The sequence below is a fragment of the Bariatricus sp. HCP28S3_D3 genome (assembly GCF_052065755.1).
Lineage (GTDB): Bacteria > Bacillota > Clostridia > Lachnospirales > Lachnospiraceae > Allocoprococcus.
This window is the reverse complement of record NZ_JBQHTK010000018.1, coordinates 25,817-47,668: the sequence shown is the minus strand read 5'-3', so window position 1 is coordinate 47,668 and position 21,852 is coordinate 25,817. Positions and strand designations below refer to the sequence as shown.

Annotated in this window: 32 protein-coding genes; 5 read left to right on the top strand and 27 right to left on the bottom strand. The window is 40.7% G+C overall.

What is annotated here, in order from left to right:
* Nucleotides 1-23: 23 nt before the first annotated feature.
* The 24 genes from ACTNB3_RS11560 to ACTNB3_RS11445 all read right to left on the bottom strand — a co-directional run bounded on the left by ACTNB3_RS11560 (nucleotide 24) and on the right by ACTNB3_RS11445 (nucleotide 12,255).
* Nucleotides 24-737 (bottom strand): hypothetical protein, encoded by a 714-nt coding sequence (locus tag ACTNB3_RS11560; protein WP_441025804.1) that lies wholly within the window; start codon nucleotides 735-737, stop codon nucleotides 24-26.
* 13 nt (nucleotides 738-750) lie between these two features.
* Nucleotides 751-1,665: a hypothetical protein gene (locus tag ACTNB3_RS11555; RefSeq protein WP_441025802.1), complete on the bottom strand. Its 915-nt coding sequence runs from the start codon at nucleotides 1,663-1,665 to the stop codon at nucleotides 751-753.
* 207 nt (nucleotides 1,666-1,872) lie between these two features.
* Nucleotides 1,873-2,289 (bottom strand): hypothetical protein, encoded by a 417-nt coding sequence (locus ACTNB3_RS11550; RefSeq protein ID WP_441025800.1) that lies wholly within the window; start codon nucleotides 2,287-2,289, stop codon nucleotides 1,873-1,875.
* A 5-nt stretch (nucleotides 2,290-2,294) separates the two neighbouring features.
* Nucleotides 2,295-2,477, bottom strand: coding sequence for a hypothetical protein (locus ACTNB3_RS11545; protein ID WP_441025798.1), 183 nt, complete (start codon nucleotides 2,475-2,477; stop codon nucleotides 2,295-2,297).
* A complete protein-coding gene (locus ACTNB3_RS11540) occupies nucleotides 2,474-2,638 on the bottom strand; it encodes a hypothetical protein (RefSeq protein WP_441025796.1) in 165 nt (54 codons plus the stop codon). Before ACTNB3_RS11540 ends, ACTNB3_RS11545 begins: the two co-directional genes overlap by 4 nt.
* Before the next feature lies 1 nt (nucleotide 2,639).
* The gene (locus ACTNB3_RS11535; protein WP_441025794.1) at nucleotides 2,640-3,038 is read right to left on the bottom strand and encodes a DUF551 domain-containing protein; all 399 of its coding nucleotides are present in this window, start codon (nucleotides 3,036-3,038) and stop codon (nucleotides 2,640-2,642) included.
* Nucleotides 3,039-3,041: 3 nt separating this feature from the next.
* The gene (locus ACTNB3_RS11530; RefSeq protein WP_441025792.1) at nucleotides 3,042-3,230 is read right to left on the bottom strand and encodes a hypothetical protein; all 189 of its coding nucleotides are present in this window, start codon (nucleotides 3,228-3,230) and stop codon (nucleotides 3,042-3,044) included.
* 4 nt (nucleotides 3,231-3,234) lie between these two features.
* On the bottom strand, nucleotides 3,235-3,948 hold the full coding sequence (locus ACTNB3_RS11525) for a hypothetical protein (protein WP_441025790.1): 714 nt from the start codon (nucleotides 3,946-3,948) through the stop codon (nucleotides 3,235-3,237).
* A gap of 146 nt (nucleotides 3,949-4,094) precedes the next feature.
* Nucleotides 4,095-4,277 carry a hypothetical protein gene (locus ACTNB3_RS11520; protein ID WP_441025788.1) on the bottom strand — a complete coding sequence of 61 codons (183 nt, stop codon included), beginning with the start codon at nucleotides 4,275-4,277 and terminating at the stop codon, nucleotides 4,095-4,097.
* 14 nt (nucleotides 4,278-4,291) lie between these two features.
* The gene (locus ACTNB3_RS11515) at nucleotides 4,292-4,609 is read right to left on the bottom strand and encodes a hypothetical protein (RefSeq protein ID WP_441025786.1); all 318 of its coding nucleotides are present in this window, start codon (nucleotides 4,607-4,609) and stop codon (nucleotides 4,292-4,294) included.
* Complete coding sequence (locus ACTNB3_RS11510; RefSeq protein ID WP_441025784.1) at nucleotides 4,578-4,937, bottom strand: hypothetical protein; 360 nt, start codon at nucleotides 4,935-4,937, stop codon at nucleotides 4,578-4,580. The genes ACTNB3_RS11515 and ACTNB3_RS11510 overlap by 32 nt, the downstream gene beginning before the upstream one ends.
* Nucleotides 4,938-4,939: 2 nt before the next feature.
* Nucleotides 4,940-5,284 carry a sigma factor-like helix-turn-helix DNA-binding protein gene (locus ACTNB3_RS11505; RefSeq protein WP_441025782.1) on the bottom strand — a complete coding sequence of 115 codons (345 nt, stop codon included), beginning with the start codon at nucleotides 5,282-5,284 and terminating at the stop codon, nucleotides 4,940-4,942.
* A 41-nt stretch (nucleotides 5,285-5,325) separates the two neighbouring features.
* The gene (locus ACTNB3_RS11500) at nucleotides 5,326-5,760 is read right to left on the bottom strand and encodes a hypothetical protein (protein WP_441025780.1); all 435 of its coding nucleotides are present in this window, start codon (nucleotides 5,758-5,760) and stop codon (nucleotides 5,326-5,328) included.
* The gene (locus ACTNB3_RS11495; RefSeq protein WP_441025845.1) at nucleotides 5,757-6,980 is read right to left on the bottom strand and encodes a hypothetical protein; all 1,224 of its coding nucleotides are present in this window, start codon (nucleotides 6,978-6,980) and stop codon (nucleotides 5,757-5,759) included. Before ACTNB3_RS11495 ends, ACTNB3_RS11500 begins: the two co-directional genes overlap by 4 nt.
* Nucleotides 6,981-7,071: 91 nt before the next feature.
* Nucleotides 7,072-7,596, bottom strand: coding sequence for a hypothetical protein (locus tag ACTNB3_RS11490; RefSeq protein WP_441025778.1), 525 nt, complete (start codon nucleotides 7,594-7,596; stop codon nucleotides 7,072-7,074).
* An 88-nt stretch (nucleotides 7,597-7,684) separates the two neighbouring features.
* Complete coding sequence (locus ACTNB3_RS11485) at nucleotides 7,685-8,542, bottom strand: Lin1244/Lin1753 domain-containing protein (RefSeq protein ID WP_441025776.1); 858 nt, start codon at nucleotides 8,540-8,542, stop codon at nucleotides 7,685-7,687.
* Nucleotides 8,543-8,550: 8 nt separating this feature from the next.
* Nucleotides 8,551-8,982 (bottom strand): RusA family crossover junction endodeoxyribonuclease, encoded by a 432-nt coding sequence (locus tag ACTNB3_RS11480; RefSeq protein ID WP_441025774.1) that lies wholly within the window; start codon nucleotides 8,980-8,982, stop codon nucleotides 8,551-8,553.
* A 97-nt stretch (nucleotides 8,983-9,079) separates the two neighbouring features.
* The gene (locus ACTNB3_RS11475) at nucleotides 9,080-9,895 is read right to left on the bottom strand and encodes a recombinase RecT (protein ID WP_441025772.1); all 816 of its coding nucleotides are present in this window, start codon (nucleotides 9,893-9,895) and stop codon (nucleotides 9,080-9,082) included.
* A 15-nt stretch (nucleotides 9,896-9,910) separates the two neighbouring features.
* Complete coding sequence (locus ACTNB3_RS11470; RefSeq protein ID WP_441025770.1) at nucleotides 9,911-10,849, bottom strand: YqaJ viral recombinase family protein; 939 nt, start codon at nucleotides 10,847-10,849, stop codon at nucleotides 9,911-9,913.
* A gap of 86 nt (nucleotides 10,850-10,935) precedes the next feature.
* Entirely contained in the window at nucleotides 10,936-11,211 is a 276-nt protein-coding gene (locus ACTNB3_RS11465; protein WP_441025768.1) for a hypothetical protein, read from the bottom strand.
* Between the two features lie 36 nt (nucleotides 11,212-11,247).
* A complete protein-coding gene (locus ACTNB3_RS11460; RefSeq protein WP_441025766.1) occupies nucleotides 11,248-11,475 on the bottom strand; it encodes a hypothetical protein in 228 nt (75 codons plus the stop codon).
* A gap of 1 nt (nucleotide 11,476) precedes the next feature.
* Nucleotides 11,477-11,629 carry a hypothetical protein gene (locus tag ACTNB3_RS11455; RefSeq protein WP_441025764.1) on the bottom strand — a complete coding sequence of 51 codons (153 nt, stop codon included), beginning with the start codon at nucleotides 11,627-11,629 and terminating at the stop codon, nucleotides 11,477-11,479.
* Between the two features lies 1 nt (nucleotide 11,630).
* The gene (locus ACTNB3_RS11450; RefSeq protein WP_441025762.1) at nucleotides 11,631-11,840 is read right to left on the bottom strand and encodes a hypothetical protein; all 210 of its coding nucleotides are present in this window, start codon (nucleotides 11,838-11,840) and stop codon (nucleotides 11,631-11,633) included.
* A 229-nt stretch (nucleotides 11,841-12,069) separates the two neighbouring features.
* Nucleotides 12,070-12,255 carry a helix-turn-helix domain-containing protein gene (locus ACTNB3_RS11445; protein ID WP_441025760.1) on the bottom strand — a complete coding sequence of 62 codons (186 nt, stop codon included), beginning with the start codon at nucleotides 12,253-12,255 and terminating at the stop codon, nucleotides 12,070-12,072.
* Nucleotides 12,256-12,456: 201 nt separating this feature from the next.
* Here ACTNB3_RS11445 and ACTNB3_RS11440 point away from each other — a divergent pair, with 201 nt between their 5' ends.
* The 5 genes from ACTNB3_RS11440 to ACTNB3_RS11420 all read left to right on the top strand — a co-directional run bounded on the left by ACTNB3_RS11440 (nucleotide 12,457) and on the right by ACTNB3_RS11420 (nucleotide 17,108).
* A complete protein-coding gene (locus ACTNB3_RS11440) occupies nucleotides 12,457-12,873 on the top strand; it encodes a helix-turn-helix domain-containing protein (protein ID WP_441025758.1) in 417 nt (138 codons plus the stop codon).
* 4 nt (nucleotides 12,874-12,877) lie between these two features.
* Nucleotides 12,878-13,300, top strand: a complete 423-nt coding sequence (locus tag ACTNB3_RS11435; RefSeq protein ID WP_441025756.1) for an ImmA/IrrE family metallo-endopeptidase — start codon at nucleotides 12,878-12,880, stop codon at nucleotides 13,298-13,300.
* Nucleotides 13,301-13,350: 50 nt separating this feature from the next.
* Entirely contained in the window at nucleotides 13,351-14,184 is an 834-nt protein-coding gene (locus ACTNB3_RS11430) for a hypothetical protein (RefSeq protein ID WP_441025754.1), read from the top strand.
* Nucleotides 14,185-14,248: 64 nt separating this feature from the next.
* Entirely contained in the window at nucleotides 14,249-15,787 is a 1,539-nt protein-coding gene (locus ACTNB3_RS11425) for a ComEC/Rec2 family competence protein (protein ID WP_441025752.1), read from the top strand.
* A gap of 187 nt (nucleotides 15,788-15,974) precedes the next feature.
* Nucleotides 15,975-17,108 (top strand): tyrosine-type recombinase/integrase, encoded by a 1,134-nt coding sequence (locus ACTNB3_RS11420; RefSeq protein ID WP_441025750.1) that lies wholly within the window; start codon nucleotides 15,975-15,977, stop codon nucleotides 17,106-17,108.
* A gap of 365 nt (nucleotides 17,109-17,473) precedes the next feature.
* Here ACTNB3_RS11420 and ACTNB3_RS11415 read toward each other — a convergent pair whose 3' ends face one another.
* The 3 genes from ACTNB3_RS11415 to ACTNB3_RS11405 all read right to left on the bottom strand — a co-directional run bounded on the left by ACTNB3_RS11415 (nucleotide 17,474) and on the right by ACTNB3_RS11405 (nucleotide 21,798).
* Nucleotides 17,474-18,466, bottom strand: coding sequence for a flotillin family protein (locus ACTNB3_RS11415; RefSeq protein WP_441025748.1), 993 nt, complete (start codon nucleotides 18,464-18,466; stop codon nucleotides 17,474-17,476).
* Nucleotides 18,460-20,310 (bottom strand): ATP-dependent nuclease, encoded by a 1,851-nt coding sequence (locus tag ACTNB3_RS11410; protein WP_441025746.1) that lies wholly within the window; start codon nucleotides 20,308-20,310, stop codon nucleotides 18,460-18,462. Before ACTNB3_RS11410 ends, ACTNB3_RS11415 begins: the two co-directional genes overlap by 7 nt.
* A 312-nt stretch (nucleotides 20,311-20,622) precedes the next feature.
* Nucleotides 20,623-21,798: an iron-containing alcohol dehydrogenase gene (locus ACTNB3_RS11405; RefSeq protein ID WP_427820548.1), complete on the bottom strand. Its 1,176-nt coding sequence runs from the start codon at nucleotides 21,796-21,798 to the stop codon at nucleotides 20,623-20,625.
* Between the last annotated feature and the right edge of the window lie 54 nt (nucleotides 21,799-21,852).

Here is a 21,852-nt window from a genome sequence, read left to right as displayed (position 1 = left end):
AAATGGCGTCTTAAGTTTATTGATCATTCGTCTCTTTTACTCCCATATTTACTCTTTATGTAATTCTCGATTTTGTTTGCGTTATCCAACTTCCTGCTATTTACAAATTCAATCATATACTCAGCCATTTCATCTTGAGAACACTTGCAAATATTCATCATCGTAGATAGCAAAAAATCAATTCGAACATCATCAATATTATTTTTAAATGCCTCTTCTGACTTTATTAATTTGCCATATATTTGTTTTATCTTATACAATCCTACACAGTTGACAACAAGTGAAACTAAATAGAAGATATTGAAAAGTAAATGGTATATTAAGACCCAAGATATTGCCCAAAAAGCTGTTTCTTTTATTAGTTTTTCTTCACTAATAACGCACAATAATATACCGATAATACAAACTACTTCAAAAGCAATACTCTCAGACAAAAACACATAACTATTTAAGAATATTTCAATTGCATTCTCGCCATTTATTTCTTCTATAGAAATTATTTCTTCTTTCGAAAAAAGCGTCACGATAATGGCAATTCCACCTATCGAAAATCCTAATAAACCAATTATTCCACCAAGTACAGTTTCCATAATTTGAATAATCATATCCTGTATCGCATAAAAATTATCATATATTTTTAAATGATGCATTATGAGGATAATTACAACACTAAGGGAAAATGAATATTGCACTTCTTTTTCTTTAAAATTAACGAAATCCTTTATTTTATTATTCATCAAACCAAACCCTTTAGGAATTTCCTTTATTTATAAGTTCTTGACACGCACTTTTAAAATCTATAATATTATTTATTTCTTTTTTTACCGGAGCCTTATCTTCTGTACTATGGGTAATTCCATCACTGCCGACAGCCTCTACTTTTACATATCCATTTCCTGTAGATTTTTCAAATGACACATTACTATTTATTGAATTCGCATAATCTATTTGTTCTCTTACTATGTTTGATTCAATATTTAATCCCATTCTGCTTGCAGCATATAATTCTACATGCTTAATAGATAGATTTGCGTCTTCAAATTCTTCGAGTCTTTCTATTCCATTTTTTAAGATGCTTTCTCGTAGTTCTGTATCCGGATTTATTGGCTTGAAGGTGAATTTTAACTTCTGGATATTTCCAATACTCTGTAATTCTTTTTCAATATTTTTAACATCGAGTCCATTCGTATACCTACTTACAGAAAACATCATCGCATCTTCTTCGTCTTTGAAAATTGAATTCAACATATGCTCGAAAACGTCTAGAATCTCTTTATGACCAAATCTGATCGAAGTATAATAACCAATCTTTTCTTTAAATACATCATAATAGAATTCAATTCTTTCGGTATTATCAATATACTCTGTCACAAGTTCACCCGAAATACTCTCTGTCTTGTACGGAACTCTTCCTTTTTTATTTAAATACCCGTAAACATAAGTATCCGTTTTTTCTTTTATTCTCATCACGTAATTGTAAGAGACTTCTACCATCTTTTCATCATACATCTGAGTAAAACGGTATTCATATTCTAATCCGTCCTTGATGTTTATTAAGACTGGCAGAAGAACATCATAAAAATCATACTCCGAATCGTACATTTTGTAAACGTGACTCGAAATAATGTTAACCTTTCCAAAATATATTACTTTTTTCTCAGCCATTCTTTTTCCTCCGCTCTACCTTACACCGAACCCTACTTCCATAATATCCCTTTTTCCGACATTATGCAATAAAAACACCCCATTTGAATCAATGACAAACAGGGTGCTTTTGGGGGTTCAATCTTAAATTAACGAAGGAAGTTTTTTGAGCCGTTAGGTTTTCGCCTGTTGGCTCTATTGTTATTATAAATATGTATCGTATGCATGCTATGCGATGTTTAAATATTCATCGATTTTTCTACTCACGTTGCTCTGGTCCAAGTGCACTTTTTTTGCGACTTCCTTCTGCTTTACCGGTTTTTTCCCATCAATGAAATAGATCTTAAATATTCTTCTCGTGATACTGTCTTGTATGCGATCTACAAAATCCTCTATTTCTGCGCATTCTTTCTCCAGGTCTGATTTACGTCTCAGATCACGATCCTGAAGGCGCTCATATCTTTTATAATCAAAACCGACTACAGACTGTGGCATTGGATATCCCTTGCTGTAATCGAATATAACATTGTTTCCAATCAGCGTTTCACTCTTCCATCTGTTTTCCAATGTATACTCCAATTCTCTAATTTCTTCTCTTTTGCTCCTATACGCCAAAAGCCTATCCTTAGTCATTGCTTCCACCACTTACATCACTCCCTATCACATTTATACAACCTGCCTGTCCTCTTATCCCGGACTTCCACCAGCTCAAAACCCATGAGGCTTGCCACGTTCTGCATCGCAGTCAGCGCTTCCCTCATCCTGTGCGGCATCCGGTTATATTCCCTCATAGCTTTCTCCGCAGTCGGATCTCTGTATCCTTCCTGGTTCAACGTACCCCCTCCTCCTCAGATATTCTACAACCGAATATCTCTTCACAGTACTTTTTGTATTCTTCGCACATCCGGTGCTTCTTCGCTTCTTCAAGTGATATGTTATGCTGTCTTGCATATACTTTGCAATACTGTTTATACTGGACTTCTGCTTCATTCAATCTACTCACTCTCCTTTTCTGTACGGTACGGTTCTGGAAGTGGTTGCCATGCAATAACTTTTTCATACCCAAGTTCTTCATTGGTTTTGAACTCTGAATCAACAAATCCTAAAGTATGTTCATCGTAAATATCATTCCAGAAACCAAAACCATATTCCTCTTCATATTGGCAGAACATAGGTGGGTCTTCTTCATGGTTTTCAACAGTACACATATAAAATCTGTTATCTCTATCGTCCGGCAACCGCTCACTGCACGGGATCCACTCACCGAATTTCGGCTGTGCTTTTATGCAATCAAATACATGATATGCGAAGTCAGATAGCGTACAATCTATATTCTGCTCGTCTGTTTCAAATATTTTTTCAAGTTCTTCAATCAGCTTCTTCTCATCAATCATCTGCTATTTCTCCATTTCTACATCGTTCATGTATTTGTGGCATTTCCCATCATCCTCGCAGTAAGCAGCACATTGTTCTTTGATGCACTCATTTAATTGAATTCTCTGATAGTCTCCATGCCCTACCATCATTGCTTTTTCCCATACTACCTGCGTAAGGTCTGGGCAGAATTTTAATTTTCTATTGTTCATCTTCCTACTCCTCCTGTATCTTTCTCCTGTTTATCGCATTTCCACAACTTTTAGATTCTGCATCGCATCTATGAATACAATTATCTTTCTCGTCACATTCTTCGCAGCATATGTACCGGTTCTTGAAACAATTGTATTTACATGCAAATGTGTATTTTCCTCTTGGTTGCCTGCATACCTCGTAATGGTTTTTCAGATTCGGATTCACTATGCATTCTTTGCAGAAGTCTGAATTTCCACAGTCAAGCGCAGATTCCGCGGCTTTGTCTTGATGTATACAGCAGAAACAATCCTCGTCAGATTCCATTACTACAAACAGCTTATTGTATGCGTTTCGCACAAAGGCATCCAGATCAATAAAATCCCTTCTCCAAGATTCTGAATCGTACACATCATATCTTGTTGTAAAAGCAAATTCCGGTCTTCCCTCATCATCGACAGATACTCCATTTTCGTATTCTTCCTGCGTCAAATTCAGTTCCTGGAACTCCGGAATCGAAAATAATTTATCATTCAGCCAATCATACAAATTATTTGGCTCAATGGTAACTGTATAATATTCGTTATTGTTATAGGCTTCTGACCGAAAAGCATCTCTCATCTTCTGCATAATGATTTCCGCCTTTCTTGGCTGTCTATTCGGTGCTTGATCAAACAATTGGCCACCAACCACGAACATCAAATCTCTTTCACTTATTCTAATTGTCTCTTTTCTCATAACTATCTCCACTCCAATCTTTGTCCACAATTCTGGCAATAATTCCCGCCTTCTACAGTAGATATTCTTCTTTCACAGCAATGGCATGTACCAAATCTCAGCTTGTATCCTTTACTTATTTTTTCTGCCTTCTTTGCCTTCTGTTTCTAAACAGCTTCCCGGACTTCTTCCAGAGTGCCAATATCTTCATACTGCGCCAATTTCCGGCATACATCCACCATAAAATTGCAGTCGTCACAATCATTTTCTGGTCCGTTTCCACCACACGGCTTTTCAAAGCACTTCGGGAAATATGCTCCATAATCACTCCAAGCTGTTAGTCTTTCCATCTTTCATTCCTCCCCTACGCATACATCTTCACAAACTCATCAATCTGCTTCATTTCCCGATCATCAAGAAAGCAATCAAGCGAACAGCAATCAAAATCCTTCCCATCCCTCTGATAGTAAACGCTAAATCCCACGGCCTCTCCGCTGCTATCGTCCACCACATCGCCGTCCTCATCTATCAATACCGAATCATCATCCTTTCTTATGCATTCGACCGAGAATCCGTCATTGTTTCTCCAAGGGATATACGTCTTTGTATATCCCGGATCTTTTGAGTTGTTCATCTTCTTTAGTTCTTCTTTAATCTTCGTTGTGATGTGTTCTGTCATCATGTTTTTCTCCTTTCGTCATTTCCCCTAGTACATTAACACCAACTTCTTTTTCAAGCTCTTCGTTCATCAGACGGAAATAATCCTCATCTTCCTGCACGAATTGCATCTGAGCCAGCGCGAATTCCAAAAACTTCATAATCCGTTTCTGGCCAAAACCAAGCTTCCGGTGCATGAAGTCCACGCTGATCAGAAGAAATGCGTTGAGTGACATCAAGTAGTAATCATAAAACATTTCCTTTCTCTCTGCGTCGTACTTCGGATCTTTCATCGCCTGTTCGACCAGCTTGCGTATTTTATGCTTCTTAAGTTCTTTGTCTGCCCATCCCATTCTTACACCTCGCGCAAACGCATTGCTTCTTTCTTCGTTACTTTTTTACCTTTTTCGTACACATTACAGTTCTCGACATTGCACCCTCTACTGTGGCCAACGATAGCAAGATAATTACATCCGCCCCTTGCTGTCGCCAGTCCATCACGGTACCGACAGGACCGGCACAGATGCCGATCGGAATTATCTCCATCTCCGCGCTGCGGTTCTTTTCTTCCTCCTCCACGCGTCCGAAAGCCGGTGAGACCATTTTCATACACCCAGTTTTTTATTGTTCCCACACTAACTTTCATCAGTTCGGCGATCTCTTTGTTAGACTTTCCGTCAATCACATACCGTCTCAGCACTTCCGGATCATATTCTTTCTTCTTGCTATTATTCGCCGGAACTACCTCTTCTTTTTCCAGTTCCGGCGCTGTTGGGGGGGGGGGAGCTGCTTTTCCTCCCCGTCCTCATCATTCGCAGATTCAGATTCCTCCACTTCGGATTCTGCCGGCTCTTCATTCACATCCTCTTCGGCTGGTGTAATCACTTCCGAGCCTTTCATCATGTCCTGCACAGCTGCTTCAAACTCCGGATTTACAACAGCCGGCACATCGACCAGATACTTATTATTATCGTATTCCAGAAAATCGTATAACAGATTTGCATCCATCTTCCCGTCTTCGGAACACTGCAGCACAACTACTTTTCTGCCTTTCGCGTAATCAATCAACGCTTCTTTTACGCTCTTTTCGACTAACATTACTTTTTCTCTCCCTTCTGTAAGTTCTTCAAATGCTCCACCACCGCCGGCAAAGGCATCTATAATCAAATTTCTCATTCTGGCATCACCTCCGGGAAATCACTGAAGCTCATCTGCACCGGCGGAACATCTTCCCATTCCACACCAATATAGTCAAGCACTCTTCCCCATCCGAATTTCTCGCCAGTTTCTGGATCCGTGCAGCACTTATACATGTAAAATTCCCATTCTTTCGGGTTTCGTTCACGGAGCTTATCAAATCTATGCGTACGTTCTTCCATATGAATTCCAAACCCGCACATGCTACAACCGGTTCTCTGCGCTCCGGTGGTTCTTAAGTTCCCATTTTCATCCTTAACGATTTCACCATATATCTTAGGAATAATAGACTCTACCGGTTCATAAGGAATCAAATTGCCGTCTGCATCGCGGCTGTAATCCTGATCGTAATACAACTTTGCAAACACGCCAACGTGTTCGTGATACCACTTGTCCATTTCCATAGCCAGCTTTAATATGTCATTCCGCATGTATGGAGCGAATGGTGCGGATCTCATGACTGTTTTGCCGTAGTAGTTGCATCCGTGGTCTGTGAGCGCTTCTTCTCTCTGACCGCCTTCGCTGGCCATCATACCTAGGAACGGAAAGCTCTCATGATCTTTCGCCCAATCATCACACGGCTTTTCTTTCAGCCAGTAACAGCAGTCATTGCTTACCTTAAAATTTGGTTTCTGGTAATGTACACCTTCATTTTCGTTCTCATATCCTCCGAATAATTTGAGCCACTTCTGCGGTAATTTCATTCTGCTATTCTTTGCGTAATGTCCAAGCTCTCCACATTCTCCAGTGATTATCGCATGACGTACAGTCTTATTTTTCTCGCTCGGATTCTGAAGCAGTGCAATCTTACCGGCTATCCGCTTTGAAATAACCGGAAATCCGCACTCATTAAGTACTTGCACCTTTGTCTTATAGGGTTTTAAAATCGTCACTCCAAGCGCCTTATGCACCTTCTGAATACTCTTATCTTCCAGTGCTGAGACAGATATTGCAGGAACGTCAATCCCTATGTATTTCAGAAACACGCACAATGTAATGCTGTCAAGTCCTCCAACACTTACATGTGCATTCAGGCCCCTCTCATCCATCTGCTCTACAAATTCGTACGCTCTGAGTTCTGATCTTCTTTTCTTAACTTCGTATGGCTGTTTCTGCATGGCAACCATTCTTGCCCTTGCTTCACTTTTCTTCTTTTTCCATTCCACGAATTCTTCATCAGGCGTTGGAATATCTTCCATTTCTTCGCCATTTAAAAAATCAAACACTTCTTCCATTTTTCTTCAAGGAACCGATGCATCTTCACTCTGGCCAGAGTTCCGGTCTCCTTTCTTAAATCTTTTTCTCTATAAATTCTGCAGCACTGCCAAATCCATTCTCTTTCAGCGCTCTGATCAACTCATCTACATTCGCCATTTTCTTTTGCGTCTTATCGGCTGTCGATGATTCCTGGCACATTGATGTGCGCTCTACATCAATACCCATACCGTATCGGTCGTTCAGATACACGGCGTAATCTTCCAGTGTTGCGTAGTGATTTCCGAGATAATCAAAATCCATCACTTCTCGCGTCAGCTTATCAAATGATTCTTTCAGTCTGTTCAGACGCTTCTTCCCGAATCCGAACGTTGTATTAAGCGCCATGAACCAAACCGTCTGTGACGTCACATACAAGTTCTTAGACATAAATTCGATAAACTCATCAATCTCTTTCTGGGAGAACTTAAGCGGTGCACGGGTAAATCCTCTTTTACGGATGTCTGCTTCCAGACCATCTACGCCATCTTTTTTTGCAATGTTAAGAGCATATATCATACCCTGCATCCGGTATTCAAATTCTTTACTGGGTTTACTCATCTTTTCTTCACCTTGCGCTTTCGCTTTGTTCCAGAAAAGGAAATCCGTTTTCTGGAATTGCATTTGAATGTGTTTTTCATGTATCCTCCTACCTCAAAAGGTCCCTCGTAAGGCTGTCCATATCATAATCATGTTCTTCCATGTCACGGAATTTGCTCTCTTTCTTAGGCTTCTCTTTTATTCCGGTCTTCCATTTTCCATTCACTGGATACAGATTCTTCCAGCCACCGGAAGTTGCCTTTTGCAAGATTGCAATCTGTTCCGAAACATCAGATGACATTGAGATCAGTTCCTCTCTCATCGCCAGCACCTGTTCGTCAGGTATCTCTCCCCAGTGTTGTCTGCGCACATTAAGATACTTCTGAAATGCAGATTCAAGAGAATGGTCGCCGAAGGCACCTATATATACTTTCTTTTTATTTTCTTTTATTTCTATAGGCATTTCTTCGGAAGTAATTTTATTTTCTTCCGAATTAATTCCATTTTCTTCCGAAGAAATACGATTTTTAGGTGCATTGAATAAAGGCTCTTCCTCTTTTTCGTTTTTGAGGAGCCAATACTTGTCACTATAGAGCTGTCTTTTCATGCGCTTTACTGCTATATCGTAATAACGCCGCTGAATTCCAACAGAGGTGATGATGTTTTCTTTCATGAGGCCATCATCTAAGAGGCCTATCTCAGAGCAGAAGTGCACCACTTGCACGACAACCTTTTGATTCTTCACCCACTTGTTCCCGATCATCTTAATGATCATTTTCGATAGCTTATCCAAGGGGATCTCGGCATAGTAACCATTTTTGTACACAATACAGAGTATGCAATCATAAATCGTCACACCCAAAGGACCATATCGGTCCAGTAAATCGAAGATTTTATCATCTTCGTAAAAATCAAGCATCTTCGGAAAGTATGTAAGTCCTGGTTTATTAGGAGCACCGCGCCCCATAATAACACCTACCTTTCCCGATATTCTTCTACCGTGACATCCAACCCTTCAACAGCTGAATAGCACTTCTTCGCAGATACAAATACAATCTGCGTATCATCGTGGTATGCAACGCCATTTAATGCATCTGCAACCACCTTAACAATATTATCCATATCCGGTTTCTTTAAAGGGAGCTCTCGTCCTTCCAGCATATCTGCCTTACGCTTCTTGGAAGCGCTATTTGGCGGAAGGAACCTTGCTACGATCCTAAGTGATACCGGTTTTCCTCTCTCCAAATAAAATCCGCCTGCAGCATACAGGAATCGGTCTTTGATCAAATTCTCATACAAGACAGTCCTATCCGGAGTAACGGTCCTTGTCACACCATTATTGTGGAATGTCTTTGACCTGGCTTTCCCTTGTGGCTTTCCCGGAACGTGAAACGTCACTGTATCCATATTTCTCCTTTCTACCATGCCGGTGTTTTCACCGACATGGTCAAGATCATCGTTAACAGTTACATGTGTGATATGCTAATCAAAGGAGATACTTAAATTAATTTGCTTTCTGAGGTTCTGAAATCTCCTCATATTCCGCATCGACGATTGGTTCCTGCTCATCCAGCACTTCGCTCATATCAACAGAGATATCTGATTTGATAGTCTCATCATTCGTCATTGCTCTTACGAAATCTGATTTCACTGGTGCATATTTCAGACATCTTTTAATTACCGTCTTCTTCGCCATTTCCTCATAATTTGTCTTCCACGGGGAAAAACTGCTGCCAAAGCTCTGACTGAATTTCCGTGCATGAGCATCAATGTCTGTTTTGCTCATTACCTCAAATCCAAATCCGCCATTATTGGATTTCCAAAGCGCATATACCAATACCAGTGCTCCTCTATCTCCGATTGCCGGTTTATGAACCAGCTTCGGTTCCAGTCCCAATTCATATTCAAACTCATCGTTCTCGTATACGCACTGTGCCTGAATGGTCTGGATCTGCGGATTACGATATGCCAAATCCAAAAGTCCTTTGTATCCAACCTGGAACTGGCATTCAAGTTTTCCTTTATTTTTATATGGAATAAGATAAGCCTGTCCAAGCGGAGTGTTGGGCTCTAATCCCAACTGCGCTGCGTTCATAAGAGCGCCAAGGAATGACATCTGACTGCATTCCTGAAGCTTTGGGGTTGTGTTTAATGCCGACAAAGCCATTCTCGTGAAACGCTCTGGTGTAATCACATCCGGTAATGCTTTTTTGATTTCCGGCTGCATCGCCTTGATCATATCCGAAATGCTCATGTTCTTTGTCAGTTTTACCTTTCCCTCATTTGCGGTACGTTCCGCAAGCTGTTCTTTTACTGCCATATTCTTCTCCCTTTCTTATGCGATTTCTTTTACAGTAAACCGTCTGCTTGATGATGTTTTCATACATTTCTTATAGATATCCGGATATTCTTTTTTAAGCTTCTCACTGTCAACACCATTCCTGTTTACAGTTTTCCAATTCACCGAATACTCTTTACTTTCTGCTTTTTCTGCATCATCCATAAAAATCTTGATTTCCTGTTCAATCTGGTTCTTTTCTTTCTTGAGCTTTTCTTCTAACTCAATGATCTCTTTTCTCCGATTCAGCTTATCGTCAAATCCAAACAGATCGATGCATTTATTCTGAACACAGAACGCATATTTTTCCTTAATCACTTTATCTGCATCTTCACTTCCATCAGGACTTGGCATATTTTCCACTAAAACATTGTTGTTCCAGAAATCCGATTCCAGTTCAATAAGCATCTGAATGGTTTCTTCGTCTCTCTCAATTTTCTGCCACACGAATTGCTGCCCTAAAATGACACATGCTATATACCATGCACTCGCTCCGGTCACAGCCATATAATGATGGCACTGCAATTCATATTCGGCAGGGATCTTACCGTCCTTCCACTTATCTGCTGCATAAGCAGATGCGGTCTTGCATTCCAGTCCCGCATCTTCTCCAACAATTAACCGGTCCACATTCGCGAACATGAAATCGTGTTCCGGATGTACGAAAATTGCATTTGCTTTTCTTACCTTTTTCCCTGTATCTTCCATGAAGCGCTGTGCTACATACTGTTCCAAATCACGGCCTTGACGCATATGTTCATTATCTTCTGCTTCCGTAACGGCTGATGTCTTATCGAGATAGACGGCAACTGCAGATTTGTAAGGATTCAATCCACAAATTGCGCCAGCATCAGAGCCTCCGATTCCATTCTTTCTATGTGCAAGCCATTCTTCATGACTCATACCAACTGTTGATACTAATTTCTTAAGATTCATTGGTTACCTCCTCACATTCATCTTTTTCCTTCTGGCAATCGCATGCTTCTCCCGGATCCAGATTGCATCCACAGAATGGACATTCGTTATAATACATGCATATTCTCCTTTACTTCTGAGAGTTTCTGTACTGTTTCTTTATATTTTGATATATTGCTTTCGATATAAAAATTACTTCTTACATCCGGATCGTATTTGCTATCCCATCCGTTGGTACATACATCTACGCTAATAACATCAACATGTCCACCGAAATACATGAACGCCGTATCCTTTGAATCCGATTCGTTAATATCAAGAACCAAATCCAATATCTGATGAAACAATTCTCTTTTTTCTGGTTCAATCTTCACGTTTGCCATTGCTTTTTTCTCCATTCCGTTTTACAATTAATTTGGTTATTTTTCTGTGTGCCCGTCCGGAGTTGCCGCTCCAGGGCACTTTTTAATTTTTACAGTTTTGCGCTCACTGCTTTGCAAACAGTCTGCAACGAGTCCCATGTAATACACCGCCAATTTTAAATAGTTGTTCGTTGTATCGTCTCCCAGGTCAACACCGTCAAACAGCTTTAATTCATCATCAATTTTCTTGATAAATGTTTTCGTTCTCATACTTTTAATTGCCATCTTAACCCACTCCCATCAGCCAAAGAAAAAACATTCCAAATGTAAATACCACCGTAAACAGCGACGCTCCGATTGATCCGATCAGTTCGAGTTTGTCTTCGACTTCAATCTCGCGGTCCACGCCTTTCATCAGTCTTTCGTTATCTCTGCACATTTTAATCACCTCCCTCTGGTATGAATGGAATCCCGAGCTCATCGCAGAACTTCCTCGTTTTAATGATATATCTCCTCTGGCGCCCGCCCTTACTCGGCGGTATAATATCCACCGCTTTGGTGAGTCCTTTCTGCGCCATGAAGATGATTACTTTTGCCGGGATTCCAATCCCTTTCGATGCTTCTCCGGCTGTAAGGTATACTTCTTTCAATGTGGTTCACCTCGCTTGTTGATATCTTTAATACATTCAGCGAACTGCTTTGTTGCTTCACACATGTCCTGGACATATCCATCTACAATTTCGAAGTAGCGGGTAGCTAATACTCTCGTGAATATAATTGAAGTTAAAGCAGAACTTCCAATGCAAATTACAATCATCCACATTTTTTTCATCACCTCGCTTATCATGTTCTTTTTATAGGACACCTGATTCGCTACTATCATTCCAAGAAGTATTCGATAGATACTCCGAAGTAGTCGGCAAGAATGGATAGCTTATCCATTTTGGGCTTGCTTCTTCCTGATTTCCAATCCGTAAATGTTGATTTTGTAATTCCAGTATCTACGGACACGCGATAATCAGTAACATGCTTCTTGTCTCTTAATTCGACATATTTTTCATACATATAAAAAATCACCTCATTTCCGAACTTTCTATTGATTTTAGTTCGGAAATCAGTTACAATATATTTACCAGATACATTGACATTGAATTGAGCCACAATTCTGTTTTGATTTCCGAACTTTATGGTTTTATTATAGTGCGGATATCAGAACTTGTCAATACATTTTTGTACGGAATTCATAACTTTTTTTAGAGGTGTAATATGTATGAGATTTATTGCAAGTTAAGGGATGCAATGGGAGTTAAAGATGCAGACGTTGTAAAAGCAACCGGAATAACAAAATCAACCTTCTCCGATTGGAAAAGCGGACGTAGCAAACCAAAGGATGAAAAAATTCAGAAGATTGCAGATTTTTTTGGTGTAACTGCTGAATATCTGAGAACTGGGAAAGAAACTGACAAAAAAGAACCTCAGCTGAATCCCAAAGATCAAAAAGATATAGAAAACATCCTGCAGAACACGGAACTTTTGCTTAAGCAGGAAGGTCTCATGTTTGATGGTCAGCCAGCAAGCCAGGAAGCTATAGATTCTATTTTGTCAGCTATGCAGATCGGCATGGAGATGGCCAAAAAGAAGAACAAAGAGAAGTACACTCCCAAAAAGTACAAAAAGGATTGATTATATGAATATTAAACAAAAAGCGAATTCACTGGCCAGAAAATATAACAGCCGGAATCCGCTTGAGATCGTTAAGAATCTCAATGTGATACTTGTGTATTATCCATTAAGAGATGTGCGCGGATTTTATCAGTACTTTCAGCGGAACAACATTATCTATATAGATGATGAGCTCTCGGAGAATGAACAAAAAGTTGTCTGCGCTCATGAGCTTGGACATATGTTTTTGCATAAAAATTCCAATGCTCTTTTTATGGATACGAGAACGCATTTTGTTAAAACCAAGTATGAAAATGAAGCAAACACGTTTGCTGCAGAATTATTAATACCGGATTCTGTAATTCTTGATAATCCAGGAATGACAAAAAATCAAATAGCAAGAATTATGGGATACGAAGAAAAAATATTGGATTTTAAAACGATATAACCGCACAGCGTTTATATATATAGTGTAAGGTGGAAAGAAGAGGATAACAAATGAAAAGTAACAAAAAACTTAAAATTGCTTTATTAATTGCAATTTTAGCTATCGTGGCGGCCGGTTTCAGTTCGTGGTATTTTCTAATAAAAAAACCGTACGACAACGCTGTATCAGCATTCAATGATGCGGCAGCCAAAGTGAACGAGAAAAATCGTGAACTCGATGAAGCGATTAATTCCGCTAAAGAAGTATTAAATACTGGATCTCCCGTATACGATGAAACGACAATTAACGATCTTACCGTAGCCATATCGGACGCAAATCTTGCAAAGAGGGAAATTCCCAAATTGCCAGATGAAACTGAAAACATTGTAAAAGCTACTAAGGAGTTATCAGATCCTTTAGACTATTCGGATGTTATTTCTAACATCGATATCAAGAAAAAGGCATTAGAAAACAGCGTTAAGCAAATGATGCAAATAACAAATCCGAGTGGTGATTTCATTATACAGCGCCTTCAAGGCATTGAAGGAATCTCTTCTTGCCAAGCCGTTACAGAAGATCATGATCCTAATGGAATGTTAAACAAGCAAGGCGGATATACATCTGCAACGTACTTTTCCAGTCCTTGGATAAATCAAGACGAAGTATATGGAAACGATGTAGTCGACAAAGGGACTGAGTGTGGAGGAGGAATAGAAGTTTATCCTAACGTCGAAGACGCTGAAAAACGTAATTTATATTTGTCGTCGTTCGATGGATCGGGATTTTTGAATCCAGGTTCACATGTAGTATTAGGTACAATCGTAATACGGACATCATCGAAGTTGACCGCAACACAGCAAAACGATCTAACGCAAAAGATTGTATGCAGATTATTATCATTATAAAAACATCGCGTCTAGCGTTTATATAAAAAGTGTAAGGTAAATAAAGAGAAAAGAGGATTTTATTATGTCAAAGAAAAAGCCTAATGGCGGATCCGGTTGTGGAACAGTTCTACTGTTTGCCTTTCTGTTATGTATCGCTATTGCGATATATTCCTACGCTTGGATTCCAGCTATCGGAGCGATCATCTTTTTTTTCGTAAAAAAAGATCGGACTGATAGGACGAGAAATCTGATTATTTCATCCGTTGTCGCTATCACTTCATTATTTGTTTTTATTGGAATGAAGGCGACGCCAGAATTATCAGGTATTAATGTTGAGTGGGGCAAGACAGAATTCACTGTTTCTGATAAAGTCGAAATAAAAGTCACTCCCATTCCAAGTGATGCAAAAATCAAATCTTTGGAGATGTCCGAAAATCCAATTGCACAATTGGAATATAAAGACGGAAAGGCAATTATTTCGTTTGAATCGGAGGGGGAAGCTTCTGTATTCTTTACAGCCAATGGGAATGTCCAAAGCGGCATGGAAGATATAAAGGTCGTGTCGCAAGCGCAACTTGACGATAACACTGGGGAAAGTGATGAAAATCAACCAGTAAATACAAATGCTCATAAGGTAAAAGTTCATTTTATTGATGTCGGACAAGGATTGTCCGTTCTAGTACAATCAGACGGGAAGAACTTAATTTATGACGGTGGCGACAGAAGCACCTCAAGCTTTGTCGTGTCCTATCTAAAAGAACAAAACGTGGAAACTATCGATTATTTAATTTCTTCTCATTACGACGATGATCATTTAAGCGGTTTGATTGGTTGTTTGAATGCATTTAATGTAGAAAACGTCATAGGATCGGATTATATTCACGATTCCAATCTATATCAGTCATTCATAGATACCGTATCATCAAAGAACCTCGAAGTACAGCATCCATCTGTTGGCGACGTTTTTGAATTAGGATCAACTGAATTTACAATTCTATCACCTAAAGAGATCAATCAAAGCGAAAGTAATGATAACTCTGTTGCAATTAAAATTACTTGTGGGGAGAACGGTTTTATTTTGACCGGAGATGCAGAATCAGGTAGCGAAGCTGACATGATTGCTTCTGGAATCAATTTATCTTGTGATGTATTGTGTTTGGGGCATCACGGATCAGCAAGTTCAACGAGCTGGGACTTCCTCCAGAAAACAGTACCCGAATTTGCAGTAATCAGCTGTGGTGCTGATAATCAATATGGACATCCAGATAAAGATACCCTCGATAAATTATCGTCAATGAATATATCATTATATAGAACCGATAAGCAGGGCACAATTATCGCGGAATCTGATGGCGAAAATATATCTTGGAATACAGAACCATGCAATGACTATTCCCCGGGAAGCATCGAAGACGCTGGAACCGAAGTGCAAACGACAGATTCGGCGCAAACATCTGAACCAAATCAAACTCAAGAACAGCAAGAACGCATGGTTTGGATACCTCAAAGTGGAAGCAAGTATCACAGCAACTCCTCTTGTAGCGGTATGAAAAACCCAACGCAAGTGACGCAGTCAGAAGCTGAAGCTATGGGATATGAACCTTGTAAACGATGCCATTAAATAAACAAAACCGCCCCTGCGCCAACAGGAACGGTTCATACAAACTACATATCCGAAGATATACAGTTCTCTAAGCAAATATATTGTATCATCTTCGGAACAGCCACGCAAGCGGAACTCATGTTCTTCGCTGGCTGTTATTTTTATACCAAAAATGTGCGACGTCGCACAAAAGGAGATGATTAACATGGCAAGACCAAAGAAATATCCCAAGCTACCAAACGGCTACGGAAGCATCAAGAAGCTTTCCGGGAACCGGCGAAACCCATTCGCGGTATATCCGCCCGCCACGGAGCTGATCGCGCCCGGCCAATATGCACCAGTTAAGGCGATCTGTTACGTGGACGATTATATGAAAGGTTTCTCTGTGCTTACCGCTTACCATGCGGGGACATACTATCCTGGATTCGAGCGGACATTGAATCACCTGAAAGGAAATCCGGATGCTCTTCTGGCAGATTACAACCAGGCATTCAGGAAAGATACAGAAACATCTCAGGAGAAGCTCCCAACCTTCGCAGAGGTGTATGAACGGTTCTACAATTATAAGTACGTGGATTCCGGAAAGAAATACTCTGAAGCTTCGCTCTATTCCACCAGAGCTGCATTCAAGAACTGCTCTGCCATCCACGATCGTGCTTTTGCAGAGCTTCGTCATGACGATCTGCAGAGCGTCTTGGATGATTGCGGTCTGAAGCACTCTTCTCTAGAGCTGATTCTTTCACTGCTGCATCAGATGTATGCCTTTGCTGAGATCTATGAGCTGGCAGAAAAGGATTATTCTGCGCATCTTCAGATCAAGAAGGAAGAGGACGATGAGCACGGAGTGCCATTCACAGACGCAGAACTGAAAATTCTTTGGGATAACAAAGATGATGAGATTATTGAAATGATTCTGATTATGTGTTACTCCGGATTCAGAATCAAAGCCTACAAAACGCTCAAAGTGGATCTGAAGAAGAAGTATTTTCAGGGTGGTGTAAAAACTGCTGCCGGCAGGGATCGCATTGTTCCAATCCATTCCGGAATATACGATCTTGTAAAACGTCGAATAAAGCGATTCGGTTCGCTTTTGAATATTTCTACCAATGCATTCAGATTGTCCATGTATGACGCTCTCAGCCGCGCTGGAGTTGAAAAGCACACACCTCACGATTGCAGACATACGTTCTCGCGTCTCTGCGAAAAGTACAAGGTAAACGAGAACGACCGGAAGCGAATGCTTGGACATGCGTTTAAAGGGGACATTACAAACAGTGTGTATGGTCACCGCGATCTCGACGACCTTCGGGATGAAATCGAAAAGATTAAGATAAGTTGATTTGTCACTAACGTGTTACTAACCGTTTTGATTATTCTCGTTTTATCATGAGCGGATAATAAATGATATAAATACTTGAAATGCTTGATTTTACTGGGTTTCAAGATGTTTTTGCCGTATTGACAAGGGTTCTTCAAAATCACGCAAAATTAATTTTCATTTAAGAAATTTTCGATTTCTTTTAGAATCTACTCATACTTTAGACACATTTTCAGTATATACTTAGAGTCAGATAGTTGATAACACAACTATCTCCCCCCTCATAAAGTAAGCGCAATCGGGGATTCCCGATTGCCGCACTTTACTCTCATTCCTTTAGATAACGATAAAGAAATCCGCCAGTCCCCATGACTGGCGGATTTTCTTTATTCATTATCATTCTTGTCACTGTTTTCAGCTATTTTCGCCCCGGCAAATCCTGCCAGCACTGCCTGCAGATCAATTCCTGTGGATTCTTTGAGTCCATCCGTCACCTGATTCAGAGTTCCCATAATATCTTTCATCAGTTTTGCGGAATTTCCTTCACCGTACATCGTAATCTTATCAACTTTTGCGAGTGGTTCCGCATTGATCTGCGCTTCTTTTGACTCTCTGTCAGCCTCCGCCTTTACAACTGCTTTTTCTTTCTGTGCTTTTGCAATTGCATTGGCAATCTCCAGTTCGGAACTTACCTGTGCATCGTTCACCTCTTTCTTGGCGATCGCCTGAGCCCGGGCGATTTCTTTTTCACTTTCTGCTCTTGAAATCGCCGCATTTTTCTGGATCTTAACGATATTATCCACACCAAGGTTCTCAATGACACCATTCTCATCCACAAAATTCTGCACGTTAAAGCTGACAATATCAAGTCCCATCGCCGCAAGGTCCGGCTCGGAGTTCTCTTTTACAAGTGTCGCAAATTTCTGGCGGTCTGAAACCATTTCCTCCAGATTCATCTTGCCGACGATCTCACGCATGTTACCTTCCAGAACTTCTCTTGCAACCTGCTTGATATAGTCTGTCGGCTGATTCAGGAAGTTCTGAGCCGCCAGTCCAAGTCTCTGTTCATCATCACTGATCTTCACATTGACGGCCGCATCGACCCGGATGTTAATATAATCGGCTGTCGGAACCGCACTCGATGTCTTCACATCGATTGGAATCAACTGCAGATTCAAAGCATCCTTCTTTTCAAGAAACGGAATCTTGATGCCTGCTTTACCGATCAGGACTTTTGGCTGTTTCCTCAGACCGGAAATGATAAATGCCGTATCGGGAGATGCTTTCACATACTCTGTAGCCAAAAACAGAACAAGGATTACCACGACCACCGCAACAGGAATAATCACACCTGCCATTTCAATAATTTCACTTAACATTTTCGATTTTCAAAATAGATAAATCGGTCTATCGCGTCAAGAATGTCTTCAAAATCCTCTCTCGGCGCCAGATCGATATATTCTCCAAGGATTTCTTCCTCTCGGTCCTTGTACCTTCCATAGAAAATATCGTAAAGATTATGTCCCCGCATATGGATCCGAATCTCTTCCATATGATCTTTCACATCCTGCACACATATAAGATCATGTCCGATTACTTCCCGAAGCTTTTTGCCGCTGGAAAGGCGATACAAATATTCCTTCCATTTTACGAGGAACGCTTCATAAAACGCTTCTTCCGAATCAACGATCCCGATCTTCGCCATAATACAGGGATTAAAGAAATAATTTTCAAAAGAATAATACTTCAAAATCAGTACATTTTTCTCTGTCACGCGCGGCAGTCCGTCTGCGTCCTCCAGATTGCGTTCTTCATAATAACGACACAAACTGCGCTTCAGCTTTTCACTGTCTTTGCCGTCTCCATCACGGATCATAAGGAACGAATCTTTCAGATAAATCTGGTTCATATATTTTAAATTCGCATACGTCTTGATGTTTGTGCAGCTGTTCGTTGTAATAATCGCAACTCTGGAGAGCTTTCCCTGTTCATCATATATCTCGGAATAGTATTTTCTGAGAAGAAGCGGCAGACGGCTTTTGTCCTGCTTTCCTTCCACGATGAATACAAAATCCACGTTCATCAGATCATTTGCCGAGTATCCCAGGTCATTCAGCACCGCACTGATATCCGTCTTCTCTTTCACCTGCGAAAATCCGTCCTCATCCTCTACAATCTGGCGAATCTGACGATTGTTGAAATTGGGAAGTAGGTTCGGAGAATGTGTGGAAAACATGACCTGCTTTTGTTTTGCCAGCCGATACAGAATATCTCCACTTACTTTCTGGAGCTGTGGATGCAGGAAGATTTCCGGCGTCTCCACGATCACAATGCATGGGAGCGCATTCTCATCATCCAGTCCTGTTTCCAAAAGGGAAAGCATGTAAATACTCCTCATCCCTTTGCCCATGTGTTCCGCCGGATGTGTTTCATTCCTGGATTTTCCCCGTATCTCGGCAGTCACCTGCAGCATACGTTCCACGTCACGATTCATAGAATAAATAATCTCCGCCTGTCCGCCGTTTTTGCGGAAATTCTGATTCACTTTTCTCGCAAATGCATCCAGATTCAGCTGGTAAAGCTTATAATCCAGAAGCTTAGCCGCCTCAAACGCATTCATTTCTTCCGGCGTTTTCTGATTGATCAGTCCGATACATGAAAAACAATGTGTACACTTCTTGGCGCGTTCAAACATACAACAATCCGCACGCATCTTCTTGAGCAGTTCATCCTCCTGAAGCAGAAGAATATCATCCTGAAGCTGCCTGAGATTTCTCTGTGCATCTACGTGATAAATTCTCGGAAATACCTCTAAAATATAAGGGTTATTCTTCTTCACACCATCACTATAACGTATCTTTCCATCCCGATTCGCCACAAACTCAAAGTCCACTTCACCGTCTTGAAAAGAAGGCAGTTTTTTGCAGAAATCCTGAAACCAGATATCATATCTTCTGTACTGACTTACAATGCCGTTCTGATGAAGTACATGCAAATCTTCTTCTGTTATCTCAAGCGTCATAAATATTTCAATATTCGGGAAGTCTTCCTGAAAATCTTCCGTACAGATCTGATAGGTCCCGCCCACCGCACAGACGGCCTCCAGCACTGCTGTCTTTCCGGTATTATTCTTTCCCACCAGAATTAATGCATTTTCAATCTCTTTGATGTACATATTACGGATAGATTTGAAATTTTTAATCCGAAGATTGGTAATCCTCATATGCAGCACCTCCACATCGCTATTTGCCTTTATCTTATCACAGCAAAGAATAATTAAGACATTTTTTGTAGCTTTCTTAAGAAGTTTTTTATATTTTTTCGATTTCTTTAATGGTCTCATCACATTTTGGACATATTTTCAGGGTATACTAAGTACCAGATAGTTGATAACACAACTATCTCCCCCCTCATAAAGTAGCGCAATCGGGGGAACCCGATTGCCACACTTTACTCTCATTCCTTTAGATAACTATAAAAACAACGAAACCCGTCAGCCGAAAGGTTGGCGGGTTTTCGCGTATCCAATTCATTTTTACAGCATCAGGCGATATATATTTTCCACATCCTGCTGATTCAATGTAACAAAACCACCGGTTGTTCCGTTTTCCACATCTCCATAGCAGCAGGTATATGCAAGTTTCTCAATATCTTCTTCTTTTGCTCCGAGTTCTTCAAAATTTTTTGGCATACCAATTGAAATCAGGAAATTCCTGAGTGCTTCGATTCCTTCTTTTGCTGTTCTCTCCGGATTCTGGAAATCCATCTGACATCCCCATACTCTTACCGCGATCTGCGCAAAACGCATGACATCATGGTGAAGATTATAAGTAAAGACAGCCGGCATAACCACAGCAAGCCCTGCACCATGTGCGCAGTCATACATTGCCGAAAGCTCATGCTCAATGCAATGGCTCGTCCAGTCCTGACTTCTTCCCACACCACAGGAATTATTATGCGCCATCATCCCGGCCCACATGATATTGGCACGTGCATCATAATTATCCGGATCTTCGATCACTCTTGGCCCCTCGTGGATCATCGTCAGAAGCAGAGCTTCGATCATCCGGTCTGTACATTCCACTTCTTTGGTATTCGTCAGATAACGCTCGTACAAATGTGCCATGATATCCGTAATGCCGCACGCAGTCTGATAAGCCGGCAGTGTCTGCGTCAGGGCAGGATTCATAATCGTAAATTTGGGTCTCAGTGCTTCCCCCGTAGTGGATCGCTTATACATTCCCTCTTCTTTCGTGATGACAGAATCAGCAGAGCCTTCGCTTCCTGCTGCCGAGATTGTGATCACCGTACCGATCGGCACGGCCTCATTTACAATACCGCCCTGATAATAATCCCAGAAATCCCCATCATACGGGACGCCTGCCGCGATCGCTTTGGCTGAGTCGATCGTGCTCCCTCCACCCACAGCGAGAATAAAATCCACGCCTTCTTTCCGGCAGAGTTCGATTCCTTCATATACGAGTCCGCTTCTCGGATTCGGCTTTACACCGCCAAGTTCTACATAACCAATCTGTTCTTCTTCCAATGATTTCTTCACGCGCTCAAGCAGTCCGGAGCGGATAACGGAACCGCCGCCGTAGTGAATCAATACTTTTGTTCCCCCGAAACGTTTTACATATTTTCCTGTTTCATTTTCCGTGTCTTTGCCAAACGCAAAATACGTTGGTGCATAAAATGTAAAATTTTCCATACATTCTCCTTTATCTTCATCATCAAAAGTCTGAAAAGTTTCCTTTTCTGTCAG